Source organism: Dickeya sp. Secpp 1600 (assembly GCF_003049805.1).
In the GTDB taxonomy this organism is placed as follows: domain Bacteria; phylum Pseudomonadota; class Gammaproteobacteria; order Enterobacterales; family Enterobacteriaceae; genus Dickeya; species Dickeya fangzhongdai.
Genome location: NZ_CP023484.1, coordinates 2,801,775 through 2,814,425 on the forward strand (window position 1 = coordinate 2,801,775; position 12,651 = coordinate 2,814,425).

The window sequence follows — 12,651 nt, forward strand, 5'->3', positions numbered from 1 at the left end:
TCCTTTTTGCCGCCCCTTTATAGTGAATCCACCTGCCCCGACGCATCTGGGCCTCTCTCCCCCGGTCCGTCGGTTAACGATGCGCCAACGTCAACCCGTCCAGATCGATATCCGGCGTTCTGCCGGCTACCACATCCGCGACGATACGCCCGACGCCTGCCGCCTGCGTCCAGCCATTGGAACCCTGTCCGCAAGCCAGAAACAGGCCGGCTACCGGCGTAGCGCCCACATAGCCGGGACCGTCCGGCGTCATCGGCCGCAGACCGCACCAGCGCTGCGCCGCCTGATAGTCGCCCGCGCCCGGAAACAGCCGTTGCGCCACGCTCGCCACAAAGGCGCTCTTCTTCGCGTCCGGATGGGTGCTGAAATCGGAAATTTCGGCGATACCCGCCGCCCGCAACTGGTTCCCCAGACGGGCGATCATCACCTTATGGTGTTCGTACATCACGCACACCCGCGGCGCGGCGGTGTCGTCGACGATCGGCAGCGTCACCGAATACCCTTTCACCGGATAAATCGGCAGCCGGATGCCCACCTGATGCAGCAAAGGCACCGAGGCGCACCCCAGCGCCACCACCACCGCATCCGCCGCCAGCGTACCGGCGCCGGTTTCCACGCCGGTCACCCGCCGCCGGTCGTCGTTCGTCCGCAGGCGTTCAATCGGGGTATTGAAATGGAAGCGCACGCCGCGCTGCTGCAACACCTCAGCTAACTGCCGGGTAAACAGCGCGCAGTCGCCCGCTTCGTCGTCCGGCAGATAAAGACCGCCGGTCAGCGGCACGCTCGCCTGCAAGAGCGCCGGTTCGATACGGGTCACCTCCTGACGGTCCACCAACCGGTGATTGACGTCGAACTGCGTCAACACCTGCGAAGCATGGTGCGCCATCGCCAGTTCCTGTTCGTTGCCGAACAGTTGCAGCACCCCCAACGACGATCGGGCGTAATCCAGCCCCAGCTCGTTTTGCAACTGGTGCAGGCACTGCTGGCTGTAGTGGGCGATACGCTGCATCCGGCCTTTGTTGGCGCGGTAGGCGTCAAGCCGGCAGTTGCGGGCGAAGCGCCACAGCCACCGCCACTGCGCCGGGCTGAGGGCCGGGCGCCATTTGAGCGGCGCCTGCGGCACAAACAGCCAGCGGAATGCCTTGAGCAGCATACCGGGCGATGCCCAGGGGCCGGCGAAGCCGGGACACACGCCGCCCGCGTTGGCGAAACTGGCCTCCAGCGCCGGACCGGGCTGGCGGTCGATCACCTCGACCTCAAACCCTTGCTGATGCAAATACCAGGCGCTGGCGACGCCCACCACGCCCGCGCCAAGCACCATCACCTTCATGCGATACCTCCTGCGATCGGCAGTTCCTGACGCACCAGCTCCGCCCAGTAACGCACTCCGACCGGAATCAATGCATCGTTGAAATCGTAATGCGGGGTATGCAGCGGCCTGCCGTGCGCGTCGTCGTCATTGCCGTTGCCCACCATGATGAACGCGCCGGGGCGCTGTTCCAGCAGATAGGCGAAATCCTCCGCCCCCAGCAACGGCGTCATGTCGCCATCGACCGCGTCCGCGCCGGATACCCGACCGGCGGCCTGCCGCGCACGCCCTGCCATCTCCCGGTCGTTAACCAGCACCGGATACTGAAATTCGTAATCGACTTCCGCCGTCGCGCCGAACGCCTGCGCGCTGTGCTGCGCCAGAGCGGTTAGTCGCTTTACCAGCAGTTCGCGGACGACGGCCGAGTAGCTGCGCCCGGTGCCGGTCACGGCGACGTGGTCGGGGATCACGTTGGGCGCCTGCGGATCGCCGCCGCCGATATGCCCGACGCTCAATACCGCCGCCTCCATCGCCGGTACATTGCGGCTGACCACGGTCTGCAACGCCAATACAAACTGTGCCGCGGGCAGCGTCGGGTCAATCGACAGGTGCGCGCCGGAGCCGCCGTGGCCGCCGGTGCCGCGGAACACCACCCGCCAGGTGTCGCTGGCGCACAGCATCGGCCCGCTGCACAACGAAAAGCGCCCTAGCGCTATGCCGGGCTTGTTATGCAGCCCGAACAGGCGCTGGCACGGGAAGCGGTTCAGCAGGCCATCGTCGAGCATCGCCCGCGCGCCGCCCAGCCCCTCTTCGGCGGGCTGGAAGATGAAATGCACCGTCCCGGCGAAATCCGGATGGCGGGAAAGCAGCCACGCCGCGCCCAGCAACATGGCGGTATGGCCGTCATGACCGCAGGCGTGCATCTTGCCGTCGTACGCCGAGGCATACGGCAGGCCGGTTTTCTCTTGCAAACGCAGCGCGTCCATATCGGCACGCAGGCCTATCACGCCCTCGCCCGATTGTTTCCCGCGCAGCGACCCCACCACGCCAGTGCCGCCGATGCCGGTGGTCACCTCCAGCCCCCATTGGCGCAATTTCTCCGCCACCAACGCCGCGGTGCCGAACTCCTCAAAACCGATTTCCGGATGCTGATGAATATGACGGCGAATCCCGGTCAGTGCCGGAACCATCTGCCGCAGCGTCTGTTCATAGTCCGCCATGTCGTGTTCCCTCTGGTCTGCGCCTGCCGACGGCGGGCGCAACGGTTAAGCGGTTAAACGGTTAAAAAGTGCCTGGATAGCTGCCGCCGTCGATCAGCCAATTCTGCCCGGTGATGAACGCGGCCTGCCGCGAGCACAGGAACGCGCAGGCGGCGCCGAATTCTTCCGGCTGCCCATAGCGCCCGGCCGGGTTGGCCGCGGCTCGCTCCCGGTGCAACTGTTTATAGGATTTGCCGGTCTGCGTCGTCAGTGACTGAATGTGTTGCCACTGGCCGTCGGTATCGAAGATTCCCGGCAGAATATTGTTAATGGTGACATTGTCCCGCACCACCGTGCGGGACAGCCCGGCGACAAAGCCGGTCAGCCCCGAGCGGGCGCTGTTCGACAACCCCAGTTCCAGTTGCGGAATCTTCACGCTGCGGGAGGTGATGTTAACGATGCGCCCGAAGCCGCGCTGACGCATCCCATCCACCGTCAAACGCATCATCTCGATCGGGCCGAGCATCATGCTGTCGAGCGCGTCCAGCCAATGCTGGCGCGTCCAGTCACGAAAATCGCCCGGCGCGGGGCCGCTGGCGTTATTGATCAGAATGTCCGGCTGTGGACAGGCCGCCAGCGCGGCCAGTCGTCCTTCATGACGGGTGATGTCCGCCACCGTCGCCTGCGGACGCACGCCGACCGCCTGTTCGATCTCATCCTGCGCCTGACGCAGCGCGGTCGCCGTGCGCGCCAACAGCGTGACCTGCACGCCTTCCTGCGTCAGTTGACGGGCGACGGCTTTGCCCAGCCCGCGGCTGCCGCCCCATACCAGCGCCTGTCTGCCGGCAATACCCAAATCCATATCGGTTGTTCCTTATGCGTTAACCACGGAAAAACGGCCGGCATCCGCCGGCGCCTGCCGCCGCCCCGGCACGGAGTCCAGCAGCAGGCGAGTATAGGGGTGCTGCGGCTGCCGCCAAATTTGCTGGCAATCGCCGCTTTCCACACACTCGCCGAGCCGCATCACCATCACCCGGTCGGCGATGTAGCGCACCACGGACAAATCGTGCGAAATGAACAGCAGCGATAGCCCCATTTCACTCTTCAGTTCCACCAGCAAATTGAGGATCTGCGCCTGAATCGACACATCCAGCGCCGATACCGGCTCGTCGCAGATCACCAGCGACGGGTTAACCACCAGCGCACGCGCAATACCGATACGCTGACGCTGACCGCCGGAAAACGCGTGCGGATAACGATGGAGGCTGCTCAGCGGCAGACCAACCCGCTCCAGCGTCTGACCGATCAGCCGCTGACGCTCGGCGCGCCGTGTCACGCCATGCACAATCAGCGGCCGTTCCAGAATGCGCTGGACATCGTGACGCGGATTGAGCGATGCGTAGGGATCCTGAAAAATCATCTGCACCCGGCGGCGCAGCGGCTGCAACTGCGACTCGTTCAGATGGGTAATATCCTGACCGTCAAACAGCATCCGGCCTTCGGCAACGGGCAGCAGGCGCAGAATGGTCTTCGACAGCGTCGATTTGCCGCAGCCGGATTCCCCCACCAGCCCCAGCGTCTCGCCGGGATAAATGTCCAGCGACATATCCTTCACCGCATTGACCACGCCCTGCGACGTGGCGTAGCGGGTATGCACCCGATGCAGCGACAGCAGGGGCGTCCGGGTGGTATCCGGAACCGGTACGCTGCGCGGGGGCGGCGTGACGACCGACACCTGCCCGGCGTCGCCGCTGTCGGGATGACGGATCTCCGGCAGGCGTTGCCGCCGGTAGTGCAGGTCATCGGCCAGATGCAGCGACGTCGCCAGCAGCCCGCGGGTATAGGGGTGCTGCGGCGCCCGGAACAGCGCGTCGGTCGCAGCCTCCTCCACCTTGCGCCCGCCGACCATCACCGCCACGCGGTCCGCCCACTGCTCCACCACCCCCAGATCGTGGGTGATCAACAGCAGGCTCATGGCAAGCTCGCGCCGCAGTCGATCCAGCAGCGCCAGAATCTGCGCCTGAATGGTGACGTCCAGCGCGGTGGTCGGCTCATCGGCAATCAGCAGCTTCGGCTGACAGGCCACCGCCATAGCGATCATCACCCGCTGACGCTGCCCGCCGGACAGCTGGTGCGGATAGTCGTCGATACGCCGCCTCGGCTCCGGGATCTTCACCAGATCCAGCAGCTCGATGGCGCGCGCCCGCGCCCGGACAGGCGCCAGCGGCTGGTGCGTCCGCAGGGTTTCGACGATCTGCTGGCCGATGGTCAACACCGGATTGAGCGAGGTCATCGGCTCCTGAAAAATCATTGAAATTGCGTTGCCGCGCAGTTGGCGCATCGCCGTATCCGGCAGCGCCAGCAGATCCTGTCCGTCGAACAGAATGCGTCCGGCGACCTGCCCCGGCGCGCCCACCAGCCGCATGATGGAAAGCGCGGTGGCGGATTTGCCGCAGCCGGACTCGCCTACCAGCGCCAGCGTTTCGCCCGGGTTGAGCGCCAGATCAAGACCGCGCACCGCCTGATGGCCGGGGAAAGTCACCCGTAAATCCTGAATCTCCAGCAGCGGGGTCATACACGTTCCCTCCGTGAGCGCGGGTTCAGCGCATCGTTGAGCGCATCCCCCACCAGATTGAGCGCCAGCACGGTCAGCACCAGCGCCCCGCCGGGGATCGCGGTTAAAAACCACGCCGAACGCAGCGACTCGCGCCCGGCGCCGATCATGCTGCCCCAGCTCACCCGGTTCGGATCGCCAAACCCGAGGAACGACAGCGCGGACTCGATCAGAATGGACGACGCCACCATCACCGAGGTGGTGACGATAATCGACGGCAGCGCGTTGGGCAGGATCTCCTGCGCCATGATGCGCAGGCTGGAAAACCCCTGGCTGCGCGCCGCCAGCACGAAATCGCTTTCGCGCCAGGTGCGAAATTCCGCCCGCACCAGCCGGGCGATAGTGGGCCAGGAAGCGACGCCGATGGCGCAGGCGATCAGCATCACCGACGGCTGACCGATGGCCACCAGCACCACCACCAGCAAAAAGGTGGGAAAGGTCTGGAACAGCTCGGTGGCATGCACCAGCAAGTGGTCAACCTTGCCGCCGAAGAAGCCGGCGCTTGCGCCGACGGTCACGCCGATCAGCAGGCTGACCGCCACGGCGGAAAAACCGATCTGCAACGAAACCTGCGCGCCATGCACCACCCCGGCGGCGACATCACGCCCCAGCGAGTCGGTGCCCAGCGGGAAAGCAGGGTCCTGCCCCGGCCACAGAAACGGCGGCGCCACCATATCCAGCGGGTCGCCGGGGTACACCCACGACGCCGTCAGCGCCATCACCGCCACCAGCACCAGTAGCACGACGCCCGCCATGCCGGATGGATTGCGCAAAAACAGCTTCACCTCCGGCGACAGCCGCACGCGGCGGCGCGGCGGCGCCAGCTCGCCAACGGCCGCGCGGGAAGAAACGGTATTTTTCATATCAGTTCGCCTTGATTCGGGGGTCCAGCCAGCTTTGCAGCACATCGACCAGAATATTGGCGACGATCACCAGAAAAGCCGACAGCAACAACACGCCCAGCAGCACGTTGAAATCGCGCGCCATCACCGCCTCCAGCGCCAGCCGCCCCAGGCCCGGCCAGCTGAATACGGTTTCCACCACCGCCGCGCCGCCCAGCAGGTTGCCGATATGCATCCCGGCGACCGTGGTCACCGGCAGCAGCGCGCAGCGCAGAATATGGCGCAGCGTCACCCGCCACGGGCTTAGCCCCTTGGCATGGGCGGTGCGCACGAAATCCTGACGGTCGATCTCCAGCATCGCCGCGCGCGTCAGGCGGGCGTAAATAGCGATAAAGAAACTGCTCAGGGCGCCGACCGGTAGCACCGCATGCTGCAACCGATCGCTAAGATAGGCCCAGCCGTGCAGCTCCGCGCCGATGGTGGCGCTGCCGCCGCCCGGCAACCACTCAAGCCGGACCGAGAACAGAATCAACGCCATCAGGCCAACCCAGAATCCCGGTGTGGAATAGAGCAACAGCGCCAGAAACGACAGCAGCCGATCCGGCCATTTACCCGCCCACACCGCCATCACGGCGCCCAGAGCGATCCCCACCACAATCGCCACCAGCTGCGAGGCCAGCATCAGAAACAGCGTCTGCGGCAGGCGGGACAAGATCAGATCCGTCACCGGGGCGTTGTAGCGCGGCGAAAACCCCAGACTGAAGTGCGCCAGGTTGGACAGGTAGTTGTACAGCTGGTGCAGCACCGGCAGATCAAGCCCGAACTGCCGGCGTATCTGCGCCGTGGTTTCAGCGGTGGCGCTGCCCGCCTCGGCGGCCAGAACATCGGCGGCGTCGCCCGGCACCAACTGCAGCAAAAAGAACACGACGATCACGATGCCGATCGCCACCGGCACCGCATGCAGCACCGTACGCCACAGCACCTGTCGGATTCGTTCAATGTTTCTCATCACTCACCTTTTATGCACCGGCGTCATTTACGGAGCGACCCGGAGCACGCCATCGCAAATCGGCGTGCTCTGGGTTCACGGGTTATTGATCCAACCAGATTTCCGCCAGGCTGCCGTTGGCGCCCTGGATATCCGTCAGTGGGTTATGAACACGCGTGTTATAGATGGTCAGGCGTTTAAGCTGCAGCAGGTTGATGTCCGGCAGTTCCTGCGCCACGATGCGCTGGAAGGCGCGAAACGCCTCCACGCGTTTGGCCGGGTCGGTTTCCACCGCCGCCTGTTCCAGCAGTCGATCCACTTCCGGGTTGGCGTAATGCGAACCGTTGCCGAACGCAACGCCCGGTTTAAAGGCTTTCGACCAGTACAGACGCTGCACGCCCACCGTCGGATCAAACAGGTTGGAGATGGAGTGGTTGGTGAATTCGAAATCCCGATCGGTGTACACCCGTTTGACGTAGGTGGCGAAATCCTGCGAACGGATGGTGACCTCGATCCCCACTTTGGCCAGCGCGGATTTCAGGTATTCCGCCACCCGCTTGAAGCCATCGCCGTACGGCATGTAGTCATGCACCAGACGAAAACGGATGCCGTCGGCCTGACGCGGAAAACCGGCCTCATCCAGCAGCTGTTCGGCTTTTTTCAGGTCGAACGGATACGGCGACGGCGCGTTGTCGTGGAACTGCGCCAGCTCCGGGGTAATCGGCGTCGGCGAATTGACGGCGTAGCCGTACCACACCACGTTGCGCAGCACGTCGCGGTTGATGCTGTGGGCGATAGCCTGTCGCACTTTCAGGTTTTTCAGGTACTGATTGTCCAGATTGAACTCAATGCGGGTCTGCGTCGGGCCGTAGCCGTAACCACCGGTTTCAATCGCCAGCCTGGGGTTTTTCTTGACGCGATCCAGTTCATTGAGCGGCACCGGCGACTCGCTGCCCAGATCCAGCGCGCCGGTTTCGAAGGCAATCAGGCGAGTGGCGGCGTCAGGGATGAATTTCACCACCAGGCGATCGACGTATGGTTTCGGCTGATCCCAGTAGTTGGGGTTGCGCTCGTACACGATATGGCTGCCGCGTACCCACTCTTTGAAGATAAACGGTCCGGTGCCTACCGGCGCCGTGTTGTAAGGGTTGGTGCGAATATCGGTGCCGTCATACAGATGTTTGGGGACGATCGGCGCTTCGTTGGCGGAAAACGCGCTGATCAGGTAAGGCGCGGGCTGCGACAGCTCCACAATGGCGGTATAGGGATCCGGCGTTTTCACCTCGGTGACATTGGCAAAAGTGCCCTGCCCGCGGGAATTGTATTTCTTGACCGTCAGAATGGAGAACGCCACGTCGGCGGAGGTGAAATCCTTGCCGTCGTGCCATTTCACGCCCTGACGCAAGTGGAAAGTGTACTGTTTGCCGTCCGGGCTCACCGACCAGCTGGTCGCCAGTTGTGGAATCGGCTTCATGTTGAAGTCGTAGTTCAGCAACCCTTCGATCACCTTGGCGTTGACCTTGATCACCGATCCGCCGCTGTTCACCAGCGACGTTAACACCGGTGGTTCCGGCTCGACCAGAAAATTCAGCGTACCGCCGCGTTTGGGCGTCGTCTCCGCTGCCTGGCTCATCGCGCCAAACAGCGATGCAGCCACCAGCAATGCTGCAAAAAGCGATTTATGTTTCATTGCGTTATCCCTGAGTGAAATGAGTGATGCCCAGTCATTATTCGTGTCGCGGGAGCATGATGACCGGACATGCTCCCGTGTACGGCCGGTATCCGAAACGCGCCGGGCCCACGGCGGTCAATCACGCTCGTTACAGATCAACATCGCTGCGACCAGCGGCCGGCGGCGTGGCTATGCGGGGAAAGGCGAGTGTGCATGTACCGAATCCTGTTGGTTATTTCGTTGGGATTGCGATTGCATCGCGGGAATCCGAACTGCGGAAAAACTAACCCAACGCTTGTTTGAAACGAACGTTTAATTTTGGATAAGTAATGTGGAAAAACGGATAATGGCGGGTGAAAGTACAGGATATAGCGCGGACAGCGCCATAAAATGGGACGACGGCGCCGACGCGTTGCTGAATCAGCGGAATGACGCCGATACCGCCCAAGGCGACGTGCTGCTGACGGCAAACGCCGGTTAATCCACAAACTCCAACAGCGTATTGAATGCGGGTAAGGCGACCAGCAGCCGCTGCGGCTCAACGTGACAGGGCAACGAAAGCTGTTCGGCCTGCCGGGCTATCGCCGGACGATCGCCGCCATGCAGCCGCAGTACCGCAAACTGGCTGGTTCGCCCGCCGCCGGGCGGCAGCAACCGGGCATAGCGTTCGCCAAACGCCGTCGCCGTCACAAATTCCAGCGCGAATGCCGCATCCAGTTCGCCCAGCGCCTGAAAGCGCTGCGTCGCGCCGTCCGGCGCCGCCGCCACCCCCACCAGTCGGCTCAGATGCGTTACGCCGTTGGCGTGGCGCCGCCACTCGTCGCGCCACACCAACTCCGGCGTATGGTGTTGACAGAAATAGACCCGGCCTTCCGTAAACCGCTCGGCCGCCAGATGCACGGTGCTAAAGCGCGCCGGATGGGATTCGCCGTTAAGCGTCACCGGGCGCGAGAAATGGCGTACCGGCTGCGTCGCCAACCCCGCCGCCTGCAGCGCGGCGGCGCTGGCGGCGATATCCCGGCTTCGGAACACCACCCCATCCAACCCGCGCGGCCCCGCCAGCAATTCCTGACGCGGCGACGTTTGCTCGGCCGGCAGGCCGAGCAGTTCCAGATAACTGTCGCCCAACAGCACCAGATGGTTCACCGACCCCAGCGAATGATGGCCTTTGGGCGTCAGCGTAAAGCCCAGTTGCCGGAACAGCGCGGCGGCGCCATCGGTATCGTAGTGAGCGTTCAAGACAAGGTGATCGAGAAAGAGTCGCATATCAGCTCCCGGTAGTGACTGAACCCCGTGGAGACGCGGTTTTCTCCGCATGCCCCAACGTATGCATCAATCGATTGGCCCAGCCGAAAATCGCCGCGGCGTGGATCAAATCCAGTATTTCCTCGCGGCTGAAGCCCGCGCCTCGCAACGCCTGTACCTGCACGGCGGTGACCGTCGCCGGCGACTGCGACAGGGCGCGGCAAAAATCCACCACCGCCTGGGTCCTGGGGTCAAACCGGGCGTCCAGTCCACGGGTGTAGATCAAGCGGACCACATCATGGCGGCCGGACAGTTCAAGATAGCGACGCGCGTGAACCGACCCGCAGTAGGCGCAACCGTTGACCACGGAAGCGAGCAGCGCCCCCAGTTCGCGCAGTTCCCGCGTCAGCCCGCCTGCGTCGTACATAATGGCGTTGAACAGCCGGGTACGCGCCACATAGGATTGCGGGTCGTGCGCCAGCGTGCGCACATACGGCGATATCCGGGTGTTGGACGGCGTCACCTGCATCGCCGCTCGCTGCTCTTCCGACGCCGTTTCCAGCGCGACCGGTTCAATATAGGGATGCCAGGTCAGCGGATGAATCCGCATTTTTACCGTTGCCGTCATGCCAGCGTCTCCAGCAGCGCCAGCCCGGCAATCACCCGAACCTCAAAATTCACAAACGCAATCAGTTCCGATAGCGCCACCACCTGCGGCGGCGTCAGGCCGGCCCGTTCGAGCCGGCGCAGGTCATCCTGCCGGCACCGCTCAGGTGACAACGTCACTTTATCGCAGTGCGCGATCACCGCCGCCAGCCACGACGGCGCGGCGACATCTTCTCCTTGCGCGACGCGCTGCCAGCGGGCTTCAGTATCCAGACGCGTCAGCCGGCGCTGATACTCCGCCGTCAACGCCGGATGTTCCAGCCGCATCGCCATACGCATCGCCAGTGCGACCCGCAGTGCGGCGGGCAGTTGCCGTTCGTCGGCGGGCGTCAGCACGCTTTGGCGGCAGTCGGCAATGCCGACGACCCACTCCGGGCGCCGCCGACGCAGAGCAGACAGCTCGCCCTGCGGGTCCAGACCGGCGAGACGGTCCACCGCATCCTGATTGTGGTTATTCATGCTTCCTTCCTGTTATCAGCCAATCGGGTGGCCTTTCTCGCTACGGCACGGCAATCGCGTGCCGCATGGATACCGGCCGGGTCGGCACGATGTTTTCGATGTCTTTTTTCGATGTTTTATTGCGCCGGCGTCAGGTCAAAAGCGCGCACCCAGTCATCGCCGCGTTTAGCCCAGTGGACGTTTTTCGCCACGCCGTAGGTGGCTGGCTGGGCATACAGGAAGATCACCGGCGCTTCATCGCACATGATTTCCGTCGCCTGGCGGTAGGCCGCCAGCCGCTTCGCCGGGTCGATGCCCGCGCGCCCGTCCGCCAGCGCCTGACCGAATCCGGCGTGGTTCCAGTACGCATAGTTGTTGCCCGGCGCAAATAGCGTCAGCAGGCCATCGGCGTCCAGCGTCGGCCAGGCCTGCGCCAGCAGCGACGTCGGGGCCAGTTCGCGGGTTTTCAGGTATTTGTTCATGTAGCTGCTGAACTCAAGCTGATTGATGTTCACCTTCAGCCCGACCTCGCCCAACTGCGCCGCCACCACCTGCGCGACTTCATTGCCCTGCAGGTAGGTGCCGGAAGGCACGTCCAGCGTAATACTCCGGGACAGGTCGGCACCGGACTGCTTCAGCAGTTGGCGCGCCTTGTCCGGGTTGTAGTCATACGCCTTGAGAGCCGGGTTGTAACCGAAATAGGACGGCGTCAGCACCTGACACTGGGATACCGGCGCCTGACCGTCGAACAGCACCTGGGAAATCGCGTTTTTGTCCACCGCGTAGTTGAGCGCCTGCCGCACCGTCTTGTTATCCAGCGGCGCCTGCTCGGTATTGAACTTGATCATCACGCTGCGCATCGACGGCACCGAGCCGGCCTCCGCTTTGCCGCTCTGGTTGATGCGCGCCAGCTCCGCCGTCGGGATGCCGGTAATCAGCGACACCTCGCCGGCCAGCAACGCGGCGATGCGGCTGGCCGACTCCGGAATAATACGAAACTCGACGGTATCGAACGCTGGCTTGGCGCCGAAAAAGTCCGGGTTGGCCTTCAGCGTCAGGTGATCTCCCGGCACATTTTCCGTCAGCACATAGCGGCCGCCGGACAGGGTTTCCGTCGCCGGGTTATGGCTGTCGGCCCACTTCGGCGGCAACAGCAGGAACATGGAGATCTGATCGACAAAACCGGGATAAGGCGACGCGGTGACCACCTCCAGCTCGGTGGGGGAAATCACTTTGACGTCAGAAACCTGCGTAAACCAGGCTTTGATGCGGGCGTTGACCTTCGGGTCGCGCACCCGATCCAGATTCCACTTTACCGCTTGTGCGTCCAGCGGTTCGCCGTCGGCGAATTTCGCCCCCGAACGCAACGTGAAGCGCCAGGTAGTATCGTTCACCGCCTGCCACGACGTCGCCAGCTCCGGTTGCAGTTTCAGATCCGGCCCGCGTAGCACCAGCGCCGGATAAATATGGCTGAGTACGCTCAGGTCAGTACCCACAGACGCGGTCATGTGCGGGTCCAGCGTATTGACGGTGGTGCCGAGCGCGATACGGGCGGTCTGCGCCCCGGCGACGGCGGAAAACATCAACGCCGCGGCGATGGCGACGGCCGCCCCGGACGGTATTACGGTTCTCTTCATGCAACTCCCCTGGTTGAAAAATGATTTATTGTGGTTGTAGG

Annotated in this window: 12 protein-coding genes; 1 reads left to right on the forward strand and 11 read right to left on the reverse strand. The window is 63.6% G+C overall.

Translation table 11 applies throughout. The annotated features are described in order from the left end of the window. Nucleotides 1–73 precede the first annotated feature (73 nt). The 7 genes from CPA59_RS12495 to CPA59_RS12525 all read right to left on the reverse strand — a co-directional run bounded on the left by CPA59_RS12495 (nt 74) and on the right by CPA59_RS12525 (nt 8,642). The gene (locus CPA59_RS12495; protein WP_107759529.1) at nt 74–1,330 is read right to left on the reverse strand and encodes a D-amino acid dehydrogenase; all 1,257 of its coding nucleotides are present in this window, start codon (nt 1,328–1,330) and stop codon (nt 74–76) included. Then, on the reverse strand, nt 1,327–2,529 hold the full coding sequence (locus tag CPA59_RS12500) for an amidohydrolase (RefSeq protein ID WP_107759531.1): 1,203 nt from the start codon (nt 2,527–2,529) through the stop codon (nt 1,327–1,329). The genes CPA59_RS12495 and CPA59_RS12500 overlap by 4 nt, the downstream gene beginning before the upstream one ends. A 61-nt stretch (nt 2,530–2,590) precedes the next feature. After that, nucleotides 2,591–3,370: an SDR family oxidoreductase gene (locus CPA59_RS12505; protein WP_107759533.1), complete on the reverse strand. Its 780-nt coding sequence runs from the start codon at nt 3,368–3,370 to the stop codon at nt 2,591–2,593. Nucleotides 3,371–3,382: 12 nt separating this feature from the next. Further along, nucleotides 3,383–5,083 (reverse strand): ABC transporter ATP-binding protein, encoded by a 1,701-nt coding sequence (locus CPA59_RS12510; RefSeq protein WP_049854070.1) that lies wholly within the window; start codon nt 5,081–5,083, stop codon nt 3,383–3,385. After that, on the reverse strand, nt 5,080–5,985 hold the full coding sequence (locus CPA59_RS12515) for an ABC transporter permease (RefSeq protein ID WP_038919242.1): 906 nt from the start codon (nt 5,983–5,985) through the stop codon (nt 5,080–5,082). Before CPA59_RS12515 ends, CPA59_RS12510 begins: the two co-directional genes overlap by 4 nt. Nucleotide 5,986: 1 nt before the next feature. Then, a complete protein-coding gene (locus CPA59_RS12520) occupies nt 5,987–6,973 on the reverse strand; it encodes an ABC transporter permease (protein ID WP_038919244.1) in 987 nt (328 codons plus the stop codon). Nucleotides 6,974–7,055: 82 nt separating this feature from the next. Then, nucleotides 7,056–8,642 (reverse strand): ABC transporter substrate-binding protein, encoded by a 1,587-nt coding sequence (locus CPA59_RS12525; RefSeq protein WP_038919245.1) that lies wholly within the window; start codon nt 8,640–8,642, stop codon nt 7,056–7,058. Nucleotides 8,643–8,955: 313 nt separating this feature from the next. Between CPA59_RS12525 and CPA59_RS22895 the strand changes: the two genes are divergently transcribed. Then, a complete protein-coding gene (locus CPA59_RS22895) occupies nt 8,956–9,105 on the forward strand; it encodes a hypothetical protein (RefSeq protein WP_159077942.1) in 150 nt (49 codons plus the stop codon). Here CPA59_RS22895 and CPA59_RS12530 read toward each other — a convergent pair. From CPA59_RS12530 to CPA59_RS12545, 4 genes are all read right to left on the reverse strand, one after another. Beyond that, nucleotides 9,102–9,890: a VOC family protein gene (locus tag CPA59_RS12530; protein WP_107759535.1), complete on the reverse strand. Its 789-nt coding sequence runs from the start codon at nt 9,888–9,890 to the stop codon at nt 9,102–9,104. The two genes, CPA59_RS22895 and CPA59_RS12530, sit on opposite strands and share 4 nt — an antisense overlap. A gap of 1 nt (nt 9,891) precedes the next feature. Further along, nucleotides 9,892–10,497 (reverse strand): peroxidase-related enzyme, encoded by a 606-nt coding sequence (locus CPA59_RS12535; protein WP_107759537.1) that lies wholly within the window; start codon nt 10,495–10,497, stop codon nt 9,892–9,894. After that, nucleotides 10,494–10,994, reverse strand: coding sequence for a CMD domain-containing protein (locus CPA59_RS12540; protein WP_107759539.1), 501 nt, complete (start codon nt 10,992–10,994; stop codon nt 10,494–10,496). The genes CPA59_RS12535 and CPA59_RS12540 overlap by 4 nt, the downstream gene beginning before the upstream one ends. A gap of 116 nt (nt 10,995–11,110) precedes the next feature. Further along, nucleotides 11,111–12,610: an ABC transporter substrate-binding protein gene (locus tag CPA59_RS12545; RefSeq protein ID WP_107759541.1), complete on the reverse strand. Its 1,500-nt coding sequence runs from the start codon at nt 12,608–12,610 to the stop codon at nt 11,111–11,113. Nucleotides 12,611–12,651 lie beyond the last annotated feature (41 nt).